Source organism: Cellulosilyticum sp. WCF-2, from assembly GCF_003990395.1.
Lineage (GTDB): Bacteria > Bacillota > Clostridia > Lachnospirales > Cellulosilyticaceae > Cellulosilyticum > Cellulosilyticum lentocellum.
Map to the genome: position 1 here is coordinate 2,356,381 of NZ_CP034675.1, position 20,085 is coordinate 2,376,465.

17 protein-coding genes are annotated in these 20,085 nt (G+C 34.4%); 11 read left to right on the forward strand and 6 right to left on the reverse strand.

Annotation, left to right across the window (positions count from 1 at the left end; all coding sequences use genetic code 11):
• The first annotated feature begins 7 nt into the window (after positions 1 to 7).
• Together EKH84_RS10520 and EKH84_RS10525 are read left to right on the forward strand one after the other, a co-directional pair.
• A complete protein-coding gene (locus EKH84_RS10520) occupies positions 8 to 598 on the forward strand; it encodes an NUDIX hydrolase (RefSeq protein WP_127066255.1) in 591 nt (196 codons plus the stop codon).
• Between the two features lie 128 nt (positions 599 to 726).
• Positions 727 to 1,803, forward strand: coding sequence for a C39 family peptidase (locus tag EKH84_RS10525; protein WP_190283572.1), 1,077 nt, complete (start codon positions 727 to 729; stop codon positions 1,801 to 1,803).
• 4 nt (positions 1,804 to 1,807) lie between these two features.
• On the opposite strand, the gene EKH84_RS22950 is transcribed toward EKH84_RS10525, so the two are convergent.
• Complete coding sequence (locus EKH84_RS22950) at positions 1,808 to 2,326, reverse strand: putative ABC transporter permease (RefSeq protein ID WP_127066257.1); 519 nt, start codon at positions 2,324 to 2,326, stop codon at positions 1,808 to 1,810.
• A gap of 205 nt (positions 2,327 to 2,531) precedes the next feature.
• On the opposite strand from EKH84_RS22950, the gene EKH84_RS10535 reads away from it, so the two are divergent.
• The 3 genes from EKH84_RS10535 (at position 2,532) to proC (ending at position 6,552) form a co-directional block, all read left to right on the forward strand.
• The gene (locus tag EKH84_RS10535) at positions 2,532 to 4,499 is read left to right on the forward strand and encodes a YgiQ family radical SAM protein (RefSeq protein ID WP_127066258.1); all 1,968 of its coding nucleotides are present in this window, start codon (positions 2,532 to 2,534) and stop codon (positions 4,497 to 4,499) included.
• A 136-nt stretch (positions 4,500 to 4,635) separates the two neighbouring features.
• A complete protein-coding gene (locus tag EKH84_RS10540) occupies positions 4,636 to 5,682 on the forward strand; it encodes an HD-GYP domain-containing protein (protein ID WP_127066259.1) in 1,047 nt (348 codons plus the stop codon).
• A 75-nt stretch (positions 5,683 to 5,757) separates the two neighbouring features.
• Positions 5,758 to 6,552 (forward strand): pyrroline-5-carboxylate reductase, encoded by a 795-nt coding sequence (proC, locus tag EKH84_RS10545; protein WP_013656625.1) that lies wholly within the window; start codon positions 5,758 to 5,760, stop codon positions 6,550 to 6,552.
• A 46-nt stretch (positions 6,553 to 6,598) separates the two neighbouring features.
• Here proC and EKH84_RS10550 read toward each other — a convergent pair whose 3' ends face one another.
• From EKH84_RS10550 to EKH84_RS10570, 5 genes are all read right to left on the reverse strand, one after another.
• Positions 6,599 to 7,552 carry an ABC transporter permease gene (locus EKH84_RS10550; RefSeq protein ID WP_013656626.1) on the reverse strand — a complete coding sequence of 318 codons (954 nt, stop codon included), beginning with the start codon at positions 7,550 to 7,552 and terminating at the stop codon, positions 6,599 to 6,601.
• Between the two features lie 2 nt (positions 7,553 to 7,554).
• Positions 7,555 to 8,745, reverse strand: coding sequence for an ABC transporter permease (locus EKH84_RS10555; protein ID WP_127066260.1), 1,191 nt, complete (start codon positions 8,743 to 8,745; stop codon positions 7,555 to 7,557).
• Positions 8,738 to 10,264 (reverse strand): ABC transporter ATP-binding protein, encoded by a 1,527-nt coding sequence (locus tag EKH84_RS10560; protein ID WP_127066261.1) that lies wholly within the window; start codon positions 10,262 to 10,264, stop codon positions 8,738 to 8,740. The genes EKH84_RS10555 and EKH84_RS10560 overlap by 8 nt, the downstream gene beginning before the upstream one ends.
• 147 nt (positions 10,265 to 10,411) lie before the next feature.
• Positions 10,412 to 11,518, reverse strand: coding sequence for a BMP family lipoprotein (locus EKH84_RS10565; RefSeq protein ID WP_127066262.1), 1,107 nt, complete (start codon positions 11,516 to 11,518; stop codon positions 10,412 to 10,414).
• A gap of 272 nt (positions 11,519 to 11,790) precedes the next feature.
• Complete coding sequence (locus EKH84_RS10570; protein WP_127066263.1) at positions 11,791 to 12,897, reverse strand: BMP family lipoprotein; 1,107 nt, start codon at positions 12,895 to 12,897, stop codon at positions 11,791 to 11,793.
• Between the two features lie 186 nt (positions 12,898 to 13,083).
• Here EKH84_RS10570 and EKH84_RS10575 point away from each other — a divergent pair, with 186 nt between their 5' ends.
• From EKH84_RS10575 to thrB, 6 genes are all read left to right on the forward strand, one after another.
• Positions 13,084 to 14,532, forward strand: a complete 1,449-nt coding sequence (locus EKH84_RS10575) for an N-acetylmuramoyl-L-alanine amidase (RefSeq protein WP_190283573.1) — start codon at positions 13,084 to 13,086, stop codon at positions 14,530 to 14,532.
• Positions 14,533 to 14,737: 205 nt separating this feature from the next.
• On the forward strand, positions 14,738 to 15,181 hold the full coding sequence (locus EKH84_RS10580; protein ID WP_013656632.1) for an ACT domain-containing protein: 444 nt from the start codon (positions 14,738 to 14,740) through the stop codon (positions 15,179 to 15,181).
• 38 nt (positions 15,182 to 15,219) lie between these two features.
• On the forward strand, positions 15,220 to 16,434 hold the full coding sequence (locus EKH84_RS10585) for a homoserine dehydrogenase (RefSeq protein WP_127066265.1): 1,215 nt from the start codon (positions 15,220 to 15,222) through the stop codon (positions 16,432 to 16,434).
• A gap of 13 nt (positions 16,435 to 16,447) precedes the next feature.
• A complete protein-coding gene (locus EKH84_RS10590) occupies positions 16,448 to 17,659 on the forward strand; it encodes a cofactor-independent phosphoglycerate mutase (protein WP_127066266.1) in 1,212 nt (403 codons plus the stop codon).
• 40 nt (positions 17,660 to 17,699) lie between these two features.
• On the forward strand, positions 17,700 to 18,908 hold the full coding sequence (locus tag EKH84_RS10595) for an aspartate kinase (RefSeq protein ID WP_127066267.1): 1,209 nt from the start codon (positions 17,700 to 17,702) through the stop codon (positions 18,906 to 18,908).
• A 162-nt stretch (positions 18,909 to 19,070) separates the two neighbouring features.
• Positions 19,071 to 19,979: a homoserine kinase gene (gene thrB, locus EKH84_RS10600; protein WP_127066268.1), complete on the forward strand. Its 909-nt coding sequence runs from the start codon at positions 19,071 to 19,073 to the stop codon at positions 19,977 to 19,979.
• Positions 19,980 to 20,085 lie beyond the last annotated feature (106 nt).

Sequence of the window (20,085 nt, forward strand, 5' to 3'; positions counted from 1 at the left end):
GCAGCTTATGAAAACTGTAAAACTACAAAAACTGACCCAATTGGTAAAGACTTCTTTTTTAAATTTATATGATTGCCAATATGAGAATAAGTTAGGTGAAGAAAAACATTGGATTATTGCATCGCGTAAAGATTATGATACATTAAGTGGACAGTACTTCAAACAAGAGGAAGAACACGTTGATGCTGTTATTCTAGTAGTACATCATGAGGAAACTAAGGAATTGGTGTTAATACGTCAGTTTAGAGTACCGCTTAATGATTATATTTATGAGTTACCAGCTGGTCTTATTGATGCAAATGAGAAACCAATGGAAGCTGCAGTAAGAGAACTTAAAGAAGAAACAGGTCTTACACTTGCTCAGGTAGATAAAGAGAAAAGTAGAGCATGTACCTATTTATCACCAGGAATGAGTGAAGAATCTGTAGCATTGGTTTATGGCACTTGTAGTGGACAAATTTCTAAAGATTATTTAGAAGCTGATGAGGATATCACACCTATACTTGTTTCAAAAGAAAAAGCAAAAGAACTTCTTCAAGGTAATGAAAAAATGGATATAAAGGCTTATATGATTTTACAAGAATTTATTAAAGATTAGTATAAAAAGGAAGCTAATGAGCATAGAAATGCTTACTAGCTTCTTTTTTTGTTAAAAAAATTACAAAAAATGGAAAAAATGTGCTATAGTATAAATGTTAAAATATGGAAAAACAAGAGGAGAAAGACATGTTAAAAAAGTTTTCAGAGACTTTATTTAAAACATTCCTAATTGGCATTTTATGTAGTATAGCTATTGTTACTTATGGAAAAGAAAAAATGGAAATGAATCAAATGAGGTTAAAAGGGGTACCGATTATTTGCCAGTATCCTCAATTACCTACAGGCTGTGAAGCCACAGCATTAACTATGATTTTTAATCATAGTGGATTAGTTGTAAGTAAGCAGGAGGTCGCAGATGTCTTACCTAAGATATCATTGCCTCATTATAATCAAGGTAAAAAACGAGGAGGACATCCTAATGAAGGCTTTATAGGTAATCCGTATTCTCGTCATAGTTATGGTGTATATGCTGAACCGATTCTAAAGGTTATAGAAAACTATTTACCTGGAAGAAGTCAAGATTTAAGAGGAAAAAGTTTGGAACAGCTTTTAGAAGTAGTAAAAGAAGGTCGGCCTGTTATGATATGGGCTACTATTAATATGGCTAATGTTAGTTATACGCAAAGTTGGCTTTTAGAAACAGGAGAAACTTTTTGGTGGCCTAATAATGAACATGCATTAGTAATCGTAGGCTATGATGATAAATGGATTTATATGAATGATCCATACTCAGGAAAGGAAAAGAAATTTTTAAGAACAGTAGTGAATAATAGATATAATAGCTTAGGAAAACAAGCTATAGCTATATTACCAGAAGCAATCCCGTTAAAGCTGATTGTTAATGAACAAGAAGTGCCATTAGAAGGTGCAAAAACAGTACTTATGAAGCAAGGCGAAATTTTAGTACCATTATGTTATCTAGATGAACTAGGAATTATAACCCAATATCATTATGTAGAAAATGCTTGTGAGTGGCAAATACCTAATGTACAAAATGTAATTCAACTAAAAGAGAAAGAGGGAATAGGAGTAGGCTACTTAGAAGATGGAACAAAAATCAAAATTTATTATGAATTAGAAGCAGGAATAACGAGGGTTAATTTGAAAGATTTATTGACCTTTAGTTCTTTGGAATATGAAATCAATGAAGATGCATTAGAGGTGCAACTTCCGTGCACCCCATCAATCATAGAAAATACTTAGTTTGCTAAGAGAGCATATTCTTACAACGATGCGTGTTTTTTAATAGTGTGGTTACAAAGTCCCATAGGACTATAAGAAATATAAATACAGCTACAAAGCCCCAGGCTTTAGCAACAAGCATATATAAAGTTAAGATATATGGCTGAACAAAGAAAATAAGAAGAAGAGAGAGAAGAAGCCAGTAACAAGAGAATTCTAAGCAAACATATCCGTGAAACTGATAAGATTTGTGCTCATAATTCCAATACCGCAAATCAAGAAACTTATCTAGAAGATATGCAGATAGATATTCAATAAATGAAGGAATAATAAAACATAAAGGAACAAATAACCACATAGGGATAAGAGGGGCTAACATGACAAGTAAAGTAGAGGCAAAGCCATACATAGGTTTTAAAGGAAGCTTTAAGAAATTAGGTTTTGTAAATTTACCATTTTTACTGAGGTTAAATAAGCCCTCAATAATCCAACCTAAAAAGCTATAAACAATAAAATAAAAAAAGAGGATACGAAAAGTTGTCATTGTTTATCATACTCCTATTCCAATTAAAAAAGAATCAGTTTTTTAATAACATAAAAGTAGTATGCACAAAGGCCTCAAAAAAATACGTTATTCACTAAATAAAGAAGAAATAGGTGGAAAATGTCAACCCTAGCTGGCGGTTAGCTGATTATAGTGTTATAATCAAGGGTAAACTGATAAAAATTAATCAAAAGTAGGTGAATTAATGACAGAAAAAGACTTCTTACCTATTAGCAAAGAAGATATGGAAAAAAGAGGCTGGGAGCAATGCGATTTTGTACTTGTAACAGCTGATGCTTATATAGATCATCATAGCTTTGGAACGGCAATTATTTCTAGAGTATTAGAACATGCTGGATATAAAGTAGGCATTATTGCGCAACCTAATTGGAAGGATACAGCTGACTTTATGAAACTAGGGAAACCTAGATTAGCTTTTTTAGTAAATGGGGGCAATATGGACCCAATGGTCAATCACTACACAGTAAGCAAACGCCTTCGTGAAAAGGATATGTATTCACCAGGGGGTAAGATGGGATTACGACCAGACCGTTCTACTATTGTGTATTGTAATAAAATTAGGGAAGCTTATAAAGATGTGGATATTGTTATAGGTGGTATTGAAGCTAGCTTAAGACGTTTTGCACATTATGATTATTGGAGTGATAAGGTACGTAAATCAATTTTAGTAGATAGTGGTGCCGATCTTCTTGTTTATGGCATGAGTGAGAAGCAAATTGTTAAAGTGGCGGAAGCTCTTAATGATGGGTTAGCAGCAAAATATATTCGCTATTTAGATGGAACCTGCTATATGGTAGATAGCCTAGAAGAAGTTTATGATTACAAATTACTTCCTTCTTATAAAGAGGTTTGCGAAGACAAGATTAAATATGCTATGGCCTATAAAATGCAAGAAGACGAGCAAGATCATGCTAGGGGAGTAACCTTAGTACAAGAGCATAATGGGAAATATGTGGTCCAAAACAAACCAGAAAAGCCACTTGTAAGAGAAGAGTTAGATGAAGTTTATGCTTTACCTTATATGAAGAACTATCATCCTATTTATGAAAAAGAGGGTGGTGTTCCAGCCATTGAAGAAGTTAAGTTTAGCTTAGTAAGCTCAAGAGGCTGTTTTGGTAACTGTTCATTTTGTGCCATTACGCTTCATCAAGGAAGAGTTGTAACTAGTAGAAGTCAGGAATCCATTGTAGAAGAAGCAGAAGCTATTACACATATGCCAGATTTTAAAGGCTATATTCATGATGTGGGAGGACCTACAGCTAACTTTAGAGGGCCAGCTTGTTCAAAGCAATTAGAACACGGTGCCTGCAAAAATGAGCAATGTTTAACACCCGGTCCATGTAAAGCTATGCATAAGGACCATGAAGAATATTTACAACTATTACGCAAGGTGAGAAACATTCCAGGTGTCAAAAAGGCTTTTATTCGTTCAGGTATTCGTTATGATTATGTCATGGCTGATAAAAACAATGATAAGTTTTTCGAAGAGTTAGTGGAACATCATGTAAGTGGGCAACTTAAGGTGGCACCAGAGCATATTTCAAAAGAAGTATTAGCTTATATGGGTAAACCTTCAGGTAAAATATTTGATGATTTTTGTGATAAGTTTTATGCCATTAATAAAAGGTTAGGCAAAAAGCAGTATATTATTCCTTATCTGATGTCTAGCCATCCAGGTAGCCGTTTGCAAGATGCCATAGAACTGGCTGAATATTTAAGAGATATTCATTATCAACCAGAGCAAGTTCAAGATTTTTATCCAACACCAGGAACATTATCAACAGCTATGTTTTATACAGGAATTGACCCTAGAACGCTAAAACCTGTTTATGTGCCTAAAACAAAAAGAGAAAAAGCAATGCAACGTGCACTTTTACAATATCGTAACCCTAAAAAGTATGAGATTGTTTATGAAGCTTTAGTAGAAGCAGGTAGAGAAGACTTGATAGGGTATGGCCCAAAATGTTTGATTAGGCCTAAAGAAAGCTCACAAGCAAAAGGAAACTTTAAGGGTTCAAAAAATAATACTAAAAATAAGTATAATAGCAATTCAAAATCTAAAAATAATGTAGGCCAAGGAAAGAAAGAAAAGGGTAAAGAAAAAGCAACTTCGTATAAAACGAGCTCAACTAAAAGAAAAAGTAAATACTAAATTGTGATAGAATAAACGTCATTTGAAAGGCAATAAAAAGCTTTCAAATGACGTTGTTTTGTTGGACTAATTAGTAAATTATGGTATAATTTAAAGATAAATAAATGAGTAAACTAGGCAGGACTGAGGTGGACCTATGAGATTGGTACCAACAAAAAGATTAAAAAATGGTGATATTATAGCAAGGGACATTATTAGCTATGATGGTGGCCTATTATTAAGAGAAGATACACATTTCAGAGAAGTTTTTAAGCAAAAGTTGTTAGAACGAAATATTTTTGAAGTTTATATAGAAGATGAATTATCTAAAGGAATAGAACCTATAGAAATTATCTCCCCTCAAATTCGAAGAAAAATAGGAAAAGATATTCAGCAAGAGTTTGAAAAACTACAAGAGAATTTACAAGTGGACATTGGTTGTTTAAAGGAAGTATCTAGTTTATTAATTGAAGAAATCCAGCAAAAAGAACTTATTTGTGAGCTGCAAGATTTAAAGGTGAATGATCAGTATACGTATGAACATTGCATAGCAGTAGCTATTTTGACTACATTGGTATGCAATAAGCTTGGGCTTAACCTCTATTTGAAAGAGCAGATTGTTATGGGGGCTTTAATTCATGATATTGGTAAGATGATTTTACCAAAGGATATTTTAAATAAGCCAGATAAATTAACATCAGAGGAATATAATTTAATCAAAACACATACAGAGATTGGTTATAAAATGATCAAAGACAGAGCAGAGTTTAATGCTGTAACTAAATTAGCAGTCCTATGTCATCATGAAAGAGAAGATGGTTCTGGTTATCCTTTAGGAAAAGGTACAGACTTACATATTGGAGCTAAAATAGTTGGCGCATGTGATTTGTATCATGCACTTATATCAGATCGTTGCTATAGACAGGGATTACCTATTAATGAGGTATTTGCTGTAGCTCAAACAGAGCCGATTAACTCTAAGATTAGAAGTATTATTGAAGGTACTTTTGCTTATTATCCAGTAGGATCTATAGTCAAGTTAAATACAGGACAAATGGCTATTGTTGAGAAAAATTATGCTAAAGATATTAAGAGGCCACTTGTTAGAGTGATAGAGGAAACCAATAAGCAATCTGGATACAAAATTAATTTACAGGATGAGCTAAGTATTTGTGTTACAGATCGTGCTGAACTTGAGATATAAGAAATAAATATTTTACAGGTAGACAATATAAAAGTGAAAGACTAAAATAGAGAATAAAAGATAGGAGAAAATGAAATGAAAATAGGGTTTATTGGAGCAGGTAATATGGCTAAAGCTATGCTAGGCGGTATTTTGGCAAATGGTATTTTTAATAAAGAAGAAATCATTGCGTCAGATGCAAGTGAAGCTTGCTTAAAAGCTATAGAAGATAGTTTAGGAATTAGCACTACAACAGATAATAAAATTGTAGCAAAACAAGCAGACGTAATTGTTTTAGCAGTAAAACCACAGTATTATGGAAGTGTTATTGAAGAGATTAAGGATGGAGTGCAATCACATCAAATTATAGTTACTATTGCACCAGGACAAACTATAGAGCGTTTAGAGCATTTATTTGGAAAAACACTTAAGCTCGTACGTACAATGCCTAATACACCTGCTCTGGTAGGAGAAGGTATTACAGCAGTATGCAAGAACAAAGAAGTGACAGAGGATGAATTACGTTATATTTGTAAAATACTAGAAGGCTTTGGTAAAGTAGAAGTAGTAGATGAACATTTAATGGATGTAGTGGTTTCAGTAAGTGGTAGCTCTCCAGCTTATGTATTTATGTTTATAGAGGCTATGGCGGATGCTGCCGTTGCAGATGGTATGCCTAGAAAGCAAGCCTATGAATTTGCGGCACAAGCTGTTTTAGGAAGTGCAAAAATGGTATTAGAGACTGGAAAACACCCAGGAGAATTAAAAGATATGGTCTGTTCTCCAGGAGGAACTACAATTGAAGCTGTACGCGTATTAGAAGAAAAAGGACTGCGTAGCACTATATTTGAAGCAATGAAGGCATGTACTAAAAAAGCTAAAGGTATGTAGATTATTTAAATAATAAAAAACCAGCATAATGATGCTGGTTTTTTATTTAGCGTTTACCAGGATCAAAAGGTTCTCCCGCTGCTTTTGGTGCTCTAGTTGTTTTAGAGAAAATAATTAAAGCAATAAGTGTGATGACATATGGGAAAATCTTAAGAAGAACAGGTGGAATAGTAGCTAGCCCAGGAATAACCTGTGATACATTGGAAACAGTACTTGCAAAACCAAAGAAAAGGGTAGCAGCAAGGACACCTAAAGGCTTCCATTGTCCGAAGATTAAAGCTGCAATAGCTAAGAAGCCTAAACCAGATACACTACCATTGAATTCTCCTGCAAAAGTAACAAGGTAAATACCACCACCAAGACCTGCAAAAGCACCAGAAATAATAACACCTAAATAACGCATACGGCTTACATTAATACCAGCTGCATCAGCAGCATGAGGATGCTCACCACAAGCACGTAAACGTAATCCAAAAGAGGTTTTATAAAGAAGATAAGTGAAAACGGCTAAGATTAGGAGTACTAACCAAGTTGTAGAATAGCTATTGGTAAAGAAAAGAGGCCCCAGAATTGGAATACTAGAAAGTACTTTTACATTTTGTTTTGCTAAACCAACAGTTAAGACAATGTTTCCACTACCAGTTATATTTCTAGCTAAGAAAATAGTAAGACCAGCAGCAATCATATTAATAGCTGTACCACTAATGGTTTGATCTGCTTGTAAATTAATACTTGCAAAAGCATGTAGTAAAGAAAAAATAGCACCGGCTATAATAGCTACTAAAAGTCCAACATAAATAGTCCAAGTGGCTGTACCAAAACGATTTTGTAATAAAGAAATAGTTATGCCACCAGCAAAAGAGCCAATAATCATAAGTCCTTCTAGACCGATATTAACAATCCCACTACGTTCACAAAAAAGCCCACCTAAAGCAACAATTAAAAGGGGAATGGTAAAGGCAATGGCATAAGGAAAAATTTGTTCTATTATTTGCCACATGATTATTCATCTCCTTTCTGATTAGCATTAGAATCATTAGGTGGCAAGAGACCAATACTATCATGTCCGTTATCTGATTCTTTCACACTATCTGGAATCAAAGAATTATTCAATTTATCCTTTGTTTCAGTTTGAATATTCGAGGTATTTTTTGAACCTTTTTTAGGTTTTACTTTGTTTAAGAAACGCTCTACTAAAACACTTGTAGCAGCAAAGTAAATAATAGTAGCGATAATCGTATCGGCAATTTCTGGCGGCACATCTGTCATAACACTCATGAAGCCACGGCCTGCATAAAGTAAACCAAAGAATAATGCGGAGAAAAATGCACCAATAGGGGTATTGGCACCAAGGAGTGAAACAGCAATACCATCAAAACCTTGAGAAGGCATAATACCAATTTGCATATTAGTAGCTACACCTGCATATTGTGTTAATCCCGCAAGACCAGCAAGGCCACCTGCAATCATTAAAGAGTAAATAATGCTTTTGTTTACAGAAATACCTGCATATTCAGCAGCGTGTTTATTAAAGCCTACAGCTTTTAATTCATAACCAAAGGTTGTTTTATTAAGAATTAAAGCAATAATAAGTGTAGCAACAATAGCAACAATGATGCCTAAGTTAATATAAGAACCTCCAAATAAATCTGAAAGCCAGGTTGAACGAAGGGTTAAAGCATTTGCTAAAGGTAGTGATTCAGTAGTTTTAGAACCATTAGGGAACCAAAGCTGAACGCCATAATAAATAATCCAATAAGCAATCCAGTTCATCATAATACATGAAACAACTTCATGTACATTAAAAATAGCTTTTAAAAGACCTGGAATAAAAGCCCATAAAGCACCACCAATAAGAGCAACTAAAATAATGACTAAGAGGTAAATCGGTCTTGGGAGATTTAAACCTGCTTGTCCAACTATGGTAGCACAAAAGCCACCAAATAGCATTTGTCCCGGAGTACCAATGTTAAATAAACCTGTTCTAAAAGCAAAGGCAACAGATAGCCCTGTCAAAACAAGCGGAGTAGCAGTGGCAATAGTATTACCAATACGCTCGATACTTTTTGTTCCCCCTTGAATAAGATATAAGAAACCTTCAAAGGCATTATGGCCAGTCGCAAACATTAAGAGAGCACCTGCTAAAAGGCCTAAGACCATAGCAATGATTGAGATAAGCCCTTTCTTATTCATGTTTATGTCCTCCTTCTACACCAGCCATCATAAGGCCTATTTCGTTTTCGTTAGTTGAAGCAGCATCAACTATACCAACTAAGTTACCGTTATTTACGATGGCAATACGATCTGATACATTCATAACTTCATCTAATTCTAATGAAACGAGAAGTACAGCAAAGCCTTTATCTCGATGTTCAATTAATCTTTTATGAATATATTCAATAGAGCCTACATCAAGTCCCCTGGTAGGTTGAACAGCAATAAGAAGCTTTGGATTACGCTCCATTTCACGTCCAATAACAGCTTTTTGTTGATTACCACCAGAGAGAGAGCGTGCTATAGAAGCACCACCTTCACCAGAGCGTACATCGAAAGCTTTAATGATTTTTTCGGCATAGTTATGAATAGCTGATCGATTTAAAAAACCACCTTTGGAGAATTCTTTTTCAAAATAAACTTGTAAGACCATATTATCTTCGATGGTATAATCTAGAACAAGACCATGTTTATGACGGTCTTCAGGAATATGGCCTATACCAGATAAAGTACGTTTACGAATTGAAAAACGTGTAATATCTGTACTTCCTATAGAGATTTGCCCCTGTTCAATTTTACGAAGTCCTGTAATGGCCTCTACTAATTCCGTTTGTCCGTTTCCTTCTACACCAGCAATTCCTACAATTTCACCAGCTTTTACTTCAAGAGAAAAGTCTTTTAAACCTAAAACCTTTTTGTTATTAAGTACAGAAAGATGATTAATTTTTAAAATGGTTTCAGCAGGTTTACTAGGTATTTTTTCTACTTTAAAAGTAACAGGGCGTCCTACCATCATTTTAGCCATTTCTGCTTCAGAAGTAGCTTTAACATCTACTGTTCCGATATATTTACCGCGGCGAATAACCGTACAGCGATCTGCAATGGCTTTGATTTCTTTAAGTTTGTGAGTAATTAAGATAATAGATTTACCTTGCTTAATAAGATTTTCCATAATCTTTATTAAGTCTGAGATTTCTTGTGGTGTAAGTACTGCAGTAGGTTCATCAAAGATAAGTACATCTGCATTACGATAAAGCATCTTCAAGATTTCAACACGTTGTTGCATACCAACAGAAATATCTTCAATTTTAGCGTAAGGGTCTACATTTAAGCCATAGCGCTCAGAAAGCTCTGCCACACGTGTAGCAGCAGATTTAATATCAATAGATAGTCCTTTTTTAGGTTCAATCCCTAAAATGATATTTTCTGTTGTTGTAAAATTATGAACTAATTTAAAATGCTGATGAACCATTCCTATACCAAGATCATTGGCAATGTTGGGGTTAGAAATCTTAACCTCTTTACCATTCATTTTGATTGAGCCTTTATCAGGCTGATACATTCCGAAAAGCATACCCATCAAAGTGGATTTTCCAGCACCATTTTCACCAAGGAGGGCATGTACTTCGCCACGTTTCAGCTGAAGTGTAATATCATCATTCGCTACAATACCTGGAAATTCTTTTCTAATGCCTAACATTTCTACTACATAATCCATATTTTCGCCTCCTTTATTATATTATGTAACAATACCACTGATTTATAAGGGTTTATAAAAAAAAGACGGAAGCTCCGTCTTTTTCCTTACGTCATAGCTGTAAGTTACATGGAATCCCAATTGATTGTAAGTTGTCAGTACCTAAAATTATTTAATAAGAGAGCCGTCATTTGTGTCTATGACAGTAACTTCACCTGCTTTAATTTTAGCGTATACATCATTTACCGTTTTAATGGTATCTTCACTTAAATTAGGATTTTCAGCTGGAATACCTACACCATCATTTTGAACAGAGAAAGTAAGTGTTTCACCACCTGGAAATTGACCTTCAACCTCTGCTTTAATCATGTCATAAGTTGCTTGATCGATATATTTCATAGCTGAAGTAAGAATAACAGATGCATTGTTTGCAGTGTCATAAACACCATCTTTGTATTGGTCACTATCTACACCAATAACGAATACAGATGTATCACCTTTTGCTGCTCTACTTTTAGCTTCAGTGATAGCACCTACACCAGTACCGCCTGCAGCAGTAAAGATTACTTTTACACCTCGATCATACATTTGAGCAGCAATTTGTTGGCCACCTGCTTTGTCATCAAAAGAACCTTGGTAAATCACGTTTTCTTCTTTAATAGAAATGTTTGTTCCTAAATTTTCGTTAGCGTATTTAACACCTTGTTGGAAACCCCAGTTGAATTTTTCAACCGCTGGAAGCTGCATGCCCCCAATGAAGCCGAATTCAGATTCTTTCATTTGTACTGCAGCAGCAACACCTGCTAAGAAACCTGATTCATGTTCAGCAAAGTAGATAGCAACAGTATTATCAGCTACTACAGTATTTCCGTTGGCATCTCTAGGAGAACCATCTAAGATAACAAATTTTGCATCTGGATATTTTTCTTGAGAAGTAGCCACAGCTCTTTCAAATTTGTAACCTGGTGTAACGATGAATTTAAAGTCACCATCATAAAGGTTAGCAATACCAGTTTCATAATCAGCATCTGTTACGCCAGCCGGTTTAAGATATTTTGAGTTTTTAACGGTGTCTTTGATTCCTTCCCAAGTACCTTGGTTGAAAGAACGGTCATCAATAGTACCGGCATCAGTAACCATACCTACTTTAAGGTCAGTATCTAACATTTGGAATTTTGATGTAGACTCAGTTGTTTGATTTGAATTTCCGCAACCAGCAAGTATGCCCATAGACATAACTGTACAAAGTGCGATAGCAAAAAATTTCTTTTTCATGTTTTACACCACCAATAATTTTTTAATGTGCTCATGTATGTGCCCCAACAATGTTTACATAAATGAGTACATCCTATATATAATAGTCAATTTGGATAGTAATTACAATGCTTGATATTTATATTGTTTTATTAAAAAAATTCATAATAAAGAACATAATTATTGGTAATACTTAGCAGTATGATATACAAAAAGTTTGCAAACGAAGCTTGTCCTATTCTGAAAATAAAAGTTAACATAAAAATAAATCTGTTCTGTATAAGAGCTAAAAACTATTTAATAAGAGAACCATCATTTGAGACCATGACAGTGATTTCGCCTGTTTTAATTTTAGTGTATACATCGTTTACTGTTTTCATAGTATCTTCACTTAAATTAGGATTTTCAGCTGGAATACCTACACCATCATTTTGAACAGAGAAAGTAAGTGTTTCACCACCTGGAAATTGACCTTCAACCTCTGATTTGATGATGTCATGAGTCGCTTGGTCAATATATTTCATAGCTGAAGTAAGAATAATAGATCCATTGTTTGCAGTGTCATAAACACCATCTTTGTATTGGTCACTATCTACACCAATAACGAATACAGATGTATCACCTTTTGTTGCCCTACTTTTAGCTTCAGTGATAACACCTACACCAGTACCACCTGCAGCAGTAAAGATTACTTTTACACCTCGATCATACATTTGAGCAGCGATTTGTTGTCCACCTGCTTTATCATCGAAAGAACCTTGATAAATCACATTGTCTTCTTTAATAGAAATGTTTGTTCCTAAATTTTCATTAGCGTATTTAACACCTTGTTGGAAACCCCAGTTGAATTTTTCAACCGCTGGAGCTTGCATACCCCCAATAAAGCCGAATTCAGATTCTTTCATTTGTACTGCAGCAGCAACACCTGCTAAGAAACCTGCTTCGTGTTCAGCAAAAAGGATTGATACAGTATTATCTCCTACTACAATATTACCTTCAGCATCTCTAGGGGACCCATCTAAGATAACAAATTTTGCATCTGGATATTTTTCTTGAGAAATTGCAATAGCTCTTTCGATTTTGAAGCCTGGTGTAACGATAAATTTGAAGCCACCATCATAAAGGTTTGCAATACTAGCTTCATAATCAGCATCTGTTACACCAGCCGGTCTAAGATATTTTGAATTTTTAACTGTGTATTTGATGCCTTCCCAAGTACCTTGGTTGAAAGAACGGTCATCAATAGTACCGGCATCAGTAACCATACCTACTTTAAGGTCAGTATCTAACATTTGGAATTTTGATGTAGACTCAGTTGTTTGATTTGAATTTCCGCAACCAGCAAGTATGCCCATACACATAACTGTACAAAGTGCGATAGCAAAAGATTTCTTTTTCATATTTTACACCACCATAATTTTTTAATGTATTCACTATATAAAGCTTTTGCAAACTAAGCTTGTCTTATCCTAAAAAATTAAAATTTAACATGAAAAATAAAATAATAGCTATCTTTTATGGTGAAAGTGTAAATTTCTGTTATAATATAAATAATGAAAAATACAACTATGGGGGTAGAAGAAATAATGAAACGTAAATGGATGACAGCGTTCTTAATAGCAATTATGATATGCTTGTCATATCAAGTAGTATATGCAGAAAAAATGCAACTTATTTATGATGGAGAAACACATTTATATGAATTAGTTCCTATTTCTCTCTATATTAATGGCGAATTAACGATTACAACAGTGATGCCTCCTATACAAATAGAAGGAAATACTTTAGTGCCAGCCAGAGAAGTATTTGCGAAGATGGGAGCAGAAGTACTTTGGAAGTCTGCAGAAAAAAGTGTTTATATTACAAAAGGTGAACAACTTATTGTTTTAACCATTGATAGTACAGAAGTTTGGGTAGATGGTGAAATTAAAGTGGCTAATATGCCAGCGAAACTTATTAATGACAAGGTAATGATCCCACTACGCTTTATTAGTGAAGCCTTAGGTTTTAAGGTACAGTGGATAGATGCAACAAAAACCATTATGATAGAAGAGCCCATAGTCGTGGCGCCACCTGTAGTTGTACCACCTGAAGAGAGTGAGATGCCAGAAGAAGGAACATCAGAAGAGTTACCAGAAGAAACACCAGAGCCAAATTTAAGTTTTAAGAATATGACTTATGATTCAAGTTTAAATGCACTTATCTTAGAAAAAGCCCCAGGTTTAACAGTGGAGAGTATCACGGTGCAAGATAATTACATACAAAGACAAATTAAAATCACTTTACCAACAGCCTACATAGATTTTTATGAGGCTGGGATATGGGAAGATACGAATAGTGCAGTAAAAAAAATAGAGGTTAAACAATCAAGTAGTACTGAAATTACTTTAACAACAGCCACTATTAAAGCTTTAAATGTCTATGAATATGATAATAAAATTTACTTACAATGTGTAAAGCCAAAAGAGAAGTACGGTAAAATTGTAGTAGTAGATGCGGGACATGGCAAAGATGATCCAGGGACAACCTATGGCTCACTTCAAGAAAAGGATATTACATTACGTTTAGCTTTGCAGCTTCAAAAAGAAATTGCCAATGATTCAAGTATTAAGGTATATATGATTCGAGAGGGGGATACCTTCTTAACACCTATGGAGCGTGCAGTAGTAGCTAATGAAATTCAGCCAGATTTGTTTATAAGTATACATGTTAATTCTGTAAATAATAATGCAAGTGCTAGTGGAACAGAAACTTATTATACTGCTAAAGCAGATACACGAAATAAGATATTTGCAGAAATGGTACAAAAAGCCCTGATTAATACTTTTGGTACAAGAAATCGTGGTGTTAAAGATAATACCTTTGTTGTAACAAGATATACGAATTATCCAGCTATCTTAATTGAAATAGGATTTTTAACAAATGAATCAGATAGGCAAATGATGCTATCAGCTGGTTTTGAACAAAAATATGCAACGGCAGTTTATAATTGTATCCAAAATTACTATGCTCAAGGATTAAACGAAACTTACTAAAATAGACATAAACAGACAAGTCAAGAGGCTTGTCTGTTTTTTTCTATAAAAAAAGATATAAATTTTTATGAAATCATCTTAATTATTATGCAAATATATATAATATTTTATAAAAGTTAAGTTTTATATTGTAAATACTAAAAGTGTATGATATAGTGTGTAGCAAATAAACAAATGTTCACGAGAAGCAAACAAGGAGAATAGTATGAAAGAAAAGCATCCTTTTTATGTGATTAACCGTAGTGTATTGCCAGAGGTTTTTCTGAAGGTAGTAGAAGTTAAAAACTTATTAGAGAATGATAAAATGTTAACTGTGCAAGAAGCTACTGAGCAAATAGGTATTAGCAGAAGCTCTTTCTATAAATATAAGGATGCCATTTTTCCATTTTATGACAAAGGAAAAAGTGAGGCAATTACTGTACTTATTCATTTACAAGATGAAGCAGGAAGGCTCTCAGATGTCCTCAACTATATTGCTGGTGCAGGAGGAAATGTCCTTACGATTAATCAAATGTTACCAATGAATGGTATTGCCATCATTAATCTATGTATCCAAACAGCCGGAATGAATATGACAATTGATGATTTACTTCGTGGGTTAGGAAACCTAAATGGCGTTAAAGAGATACAAATATTAGCAAGAGAGTAGCTCTAGAGTAAACTAGAAAATAAATGGGAGGGAAAGCAATGAAGATAGCTTTATTAGGTTATGGAACCGTAGGGAGTGGCGTTGTAGAAGTTATTAATTCTAATAAAGAGAGTATCGAAAAAAGAGCAGGAAAAGCTATCGATATCAAATATGTATTAGATTTAAGAGAATTTCCAGGAGAAGCCATTAATGAATTGATTGTTCATGATTTTAGTACAATCTTAGAAGATGATGAGATTGAGATTGTAGCAGAGGCTATGGGAGGAGTAGAACCAGCGTATACCTTTGCGAAATCCAGTCTTTTAAAAGGAAAAAGTTATGTGACTTCCAATAAAGAGTTAGTAGCGCTTCATGGGGCCGAGCTTTTAGAAATTGCTAGAAAGAATAAGGTGAATTTTTTATTTGAAGCGAGTGTAGGTGGTGGTATTCCTATTATTAGACCCCTTAACCAAAGTTTAACAGCAGATGAGATATATGAAATTACAGGGATTTTAAATGGAACAACAAACTTTATTTTAACAAAAATGAAGAATGAAGGTAGAAGCTTTGAATCGGTATTAAAGGAAGCCCAAGAACTTGGTTATGCAGAAAAAAATCCAGCAGCAGATGTAGAAGGATACGATGCTTGTCGTAAGATTGCTATTTTAGCATCTCTTGCCTTTGGTGAACATGTAAGCTTTGAAGATATTCCAACAGAAGGCATTACACAAATTAGTAGTGAAGATATGATTTATGCAGAAAAAATGAACTGTGTGATTAAGCTTTTGGCAACTTGTCAAAAACAAGATGGTAGTGTATTTGCAAGGGTATCGCCTATGATGATTTCAAAGGAACATCCACTTGCTATGGTGAATGATGTGTTCAATGCTATTTTTGTTAAAGGTAATGTTATTGGTGATGTGATGTTCTATGGTAAGGGAGCAGGTAAATTACCAACAGCTAGTGCGGTAGTAGCTGATATTGTAGATGCAGCAAAACATTCAGGTACCAATATTATTACTTTTTGGAGTAGAGAAAAGATTGACCTTAAAGATAAAGATGAAGTGAAAGTAAGCTATTTTATAAGAGTACAAGATGAAGATGGATTAGCTGAAAATAAAGTAAAAGAAGCATTTAAAGAGATTCAGCCGGTAGAAGCACTCTCAGGAGAATATGCTTTTATAACAGAAGTAATGACTGAGGGAGAATTTGCAAAACGCCTAGGTAAACTAAGTGATTTAACGATTATGAGTAAAGTACGCACTGAAAAATAAGGGGATGAAAGAGTTGAAATACGCAGTAATCTTAATGGATGGTATGGCAGATGAGCCTATTGAAGCTTTAAATGGACTTACACCACTTGCATATGCCAAAACACCAACGATTGATGAAATAGCAGTAAGAAGTACAATTGGAATGGTACATACTATTCCAGAAGGTTGTGCTAAAGGTAGTGACACAGCCAACTTAAGTGTACTAGGTTATAATCCACAAAAGTATTATTTTGGACGTAGTCCATTAGAGGCTTTAAGCATGGGTGTAAGCTTAAAAGAGTCAGATGTTACTTTTAGAACCAATGTGGTGACCTTAAGTGAAGAAGAAGAATATGAAAATAAAATCATTTTAGACCATAGTGCCGATGAAATTACAACAGAAGAAGCAAGTGAACTTATAGCAGCAGTAGAAGAAGCATTAGGAAATGAAGCTTGTAAGTTCTATCCTGGTGTAAGTTATAGACATCTTTTAGTTTGGGATAAGGGGAGTAGAGAGGTTCAGCTTACACCGCCACATGATATTCTAGAAAAATGTATTAGAGACTATAAGCCACAAGGTGATCATGCCGAAGAAATTTGGGACTTGATGAAAAAAAGTTATGATATCTTAAAAGATCATCCAGTGAATATAGCACGTAAAGCTAAAGGTCTTCGTCCAGCAAATAGTATTTGGATTTGGGGAGAAGGAATTAAGCCTAGATTACCACTTTTTGAAGAAAAATATCATGTAGAGGGAGCTGTTATTTCAGCTGTCGATCTTATTAAGGGGATTGGTATTGGTGCTGGCATGACATCTATTGATGTAGAAGGTGCTACAGGTAATGTTCATACCAACTATAAAGGTAAAGCAGATGCAGCTATTAAATGGCTTATAGAAGATAATAAAGATTATGTTTATGTACATTTAGAGGGACCAGACGAATGTGGCCATCGTAATGAAATGGATAATAAGGTTAAAGCTATTGAACTTATTGATGAAAAAATCATAAAGCCTATTAAAGCAGCTTTAGATGCTTCAGGTGAAGCTTATAAGATCTTAGTTTTGCCAGATCATCCTACACCACTTCGTTTAAGAACACATACAGGAGATCCTGTTCCCTATATGATTTATGAAAGTGGTAATGGCATAGTTAATAAAGCTAATCAGTATACCGAAGAATTTGCGGCAACGACAGGTGCTGATATTGAAGAAGGTTATACTTTAATGGATCAATTCTTAGGATGATTAGGCTTATTATAGAAGGATTATTAGAGGAGGAAGCATTGTGTTAATCGTACAAAAATTTGGTGGTAGCTCTGTGGCTAACCCTGAAAGAGTTTTTAATGTAGCTAGAAGAATTGCAGAAACCTACAAAGCAGGCAATCAAGTCGTTGTTGTACTTTCCGCTCAAGGAGATACAACAGATGATTTAATTGCTAAAGCAAAAGAAATTAGTAAAAATCCAAGTAAGAGAGAGATGGATATGCTCCTTGCAACTGGTGAGCAGCAATCTGTAGCGCTTATGTGTATGGCTCTTGGTGAACTTGGTTATCCATGTGTGTCATTAAATGCACATCAAGTAGGGATGACAACCACATCTATTTATAGTAATGCAAGATTTAAGAAAATTAAACCAGACCGTATTCAAAGGGAATTAGATCTCAAGAATATTGTTGTTGTAACAGGCTTCCAAGGTGTTAATCGCTTTGATGACATTACAACACTTGGTAGAGGTGGTTCAGATACAACAGCCGTAGCTATAGCAGCAGCACTTCATGCTGATAAATGTGAGATTTATACAGATGTAGATGGTGTTTATACAGCTGATCCAAGAGTTGTTAAAAATGCAAGAAAATTAAATGAAATTACATATAATGAAATGCTAGAGTTAGCTTCATTAGGAGCAAAAGTACTGCACAATCGCTCTGTAGAGCTTGCTAAAAAATATAATGTAGAATTAGTAGTAAGATCAAGTTTAACTAAGGCAGAAGGAACAGTAGTCAAGGAGGTATGTAAAGTGGAGAGAATGTTAATTAGTGGTGTTGCTGGTGATGATGAAATTGCACGTGTATCTTTAATTGGTATTAAAGACACACCAGGAAAAGCTTTTGATATATTTGCTACATTAGCTAAAAAAGGAATCAATGTAGATATTATTCTACAATCTATCGGTCGTGATAAATCAAAGGATATTTCTTTTACAATAGCAGAGACAACCTTGGCTGATGCACAAAAAGTTATTGATGATAACAAAGAACGTTGGGGTATTGAACGTGTGGATTATAATGAAAATGTAGCTAAAGTATCTGTTGTAGGAGCAGGTATGGCATCTAACTCAGGTGTTGCAGCTAAAATGTTTGAAGCTATGTTTAATTCTAATATTAATATCCATATGATTTCTACTTCTGAAATTAAAATATCAGTATTAATTGATAAAAAAGATATGCACAAAGCAATGAACGCTATTCATGACATCTTTAACTTAGCTGACTAATAAATAAATAAATAAATAAAAATGATTATTTGATTATAAGGTAAAAGAGAAAAGGAAGGTGCTACTAAAGCGTAGTACCCTCCTTTTGTCACATTTACATTTAATAGAGGATGAACCATTGATATACAAAAAAGATAATCAACAAGAGAAATGGGTGAGAGGATGATTAAGGTAAAAGTACCGGCTACCACAGCTAATATGGGACCGGGATTTGATAGTATTGGGATGGCATTAACTATGTATAACATTGTTTATGCAGAGGAAATAAAAGAGGGTTTAGAAATTATTATTCAAGATGGTAACCCTGCCATTCCAACGAATGAAGATAATTTGATTTATAAAACAATTTGTCATTTTTACAAAAGTATTCAGAAACCAGTACCTGGACTACGCATTATTCAACAAGATAGTATTCCTCATACAAGAGGTTTAGGGAGTAGCGCTGCATGTATTGTAGCAGGACTACATATTGCTAATGCAGTTAGCCATAGCTTCTTTTCAAAAGAAGAACTAGTACAAATGGCAGCTCAGATAGAGGGACATCCAGATAATACAACTCCTGCTTTATTAGGTGGAATGACTATTGGTGCAATGAATGAAAAGGATATGAAATATGTTAAGGCTAGAGTGGCAGAAAACTTACATTTTGCTGTTATGATCCCTGAGTTTACACTTTCTACAGAATTAGCTAGAGGTGTATTACCTACCACAGTGAGTTTAAAAGATGCTGTATTTAATGCATCAAGGGCTGCTTTATTAACAGCTTCAATGTTAACAGGTGATATGGATAATCTTGATTTAGCCATGGAAGACCGTTTACATGAACCTTACCGTATGTCACTTATTCCACATATGGAAGAAATACTACAACAAGCTAAATGTTATGGAGCAAAAGGAACATTTTTAAGTGGGGCAGGACCTACTTTAATTGCAGTAGTAAAAAACGTAGTGGATTTTAGAAGAGAAATGGTGAGTTACTTAGGAACTTTAGAACAAAATTGGCAGGTACAGATGTTACAAGCAGATAATGAAGGTGCTAAAGTCTGGATTAATGAAGAATTGAAATATTAGTATAAAAGGTAATTGCTCAATATATACAGAGAATAGAGCGATTACCTTTTATATTTTTGTGGTGGTAGAGCCTATAGATAGATTAAGGTGTATAAGAAAAAATATA

Excerpts from the sequence above, each read along its gene's own strand:
- EKH84_RS22950 (WP_127066257.1), bottom strand. The coding sequence starts at position 2,326 with ATGACAACTTTTCGTATCCTCTTTTTTTATTTTATTGTTTATAGCTTT.
- EKH84_RS10535 (WP_127066258.1), top strand. The coding sequence starts at position 2,532 with ATGACAGAAAAAGACTTCTTACCTATTAGCAAAGAAGATATGGAAAAA.
- EKH84_RS10575 (WP_190283573.1), top strand. The coding sequence starts at position 13,084 with ATGAAACGTAAATGGATGACAGCGTTCTTAATAGCAATTATGATATGC.
- proC (WP_013656625.1), top strand. The coding sequence starts at position 5,758 with ATGAAAATAGGGTTTATTGGAGCAGGTAATATGGCTAAAGCTATGCTA.
- EKH84_RS10540 (WP_127066259.1), top strand. The coding sequence starts at position 4,636 with ATGAGATTGGTACCAACAAAAAGATTAAAAAATGGTGATATTATAGCA.
- EKH84_RS10570 (WP_127066263.1), bottom strand. The coding sequence starts at position 12,897 with ATGAAAAAGAAATCTTTTGCTATCGCACTTTGTACAGTTATGTGTATG.
- EKH84_RS10550 (WP_013656626.1), bottom strand. The coding sequence starts at position 7,552 with ATGTGGCAAATAATAGAACAAATTTTTCCTTATGCCATTGCCTTTACC.
- EKH84_RS10585 (WP_127066265.1), top strand. The coding sequence starts at position 15,220 with ATGAAGATAGCTTTATTAGGTTATGGAACCGTAGGGAGTGGCGTTGTA.
- EKH84_RS10555 (WP_127066260.1), bottom strand. The coding sequence starts at position 8,745 with ATGAATAAGAAAGGGCTTATCTCAATCATTGCTATGGTCTTAGGCCTT.
- EKH84_RS10525 (WP_190283572.1), top strand. The coding sequence starts at position 727 with ATGTTAAAAAAGTTTTCAGAGACTTTATTTAAAACATTCCTAATTGGC.
- thrB (WP_127066268.1), top strand. The coding sequence starts at position 19,071 with ATGATTAAGGTAAAAGTACCGGCTACCACAGCTAATATGGGACCGGGA.
- EKH84_RS10560 (WP_127066261.1), bottom strand. The coding sequence starts at position 10,264 with ATGGATTATGTAGTAGAAATGTTAGGCATTAGAAAAGAATTTCCAGGT.
- EKH84_RS10565 (WP_127066262.1), bottom strand. The coding sequence starts at position 11,518 with ATGAAAAAGAAATTTTTTGCTATCGCACTTTGTACAGTTATGTCTATG.
- EKH84_RS10580 (WP_013656632.1), top strand. The coding sequence starts at position 14,738 with ATGAAAGAAAAGCATCCTTTTTATGTGATTAACCGTAGTGTATTGCCA.
- EKH84_RS10520 (WP_127066255.1), top strand. The coding sequence starts at position 8 with ATGAAAACTGTAAAACTACAAAAACTGACCCAATTGGTAAAGACTTCT.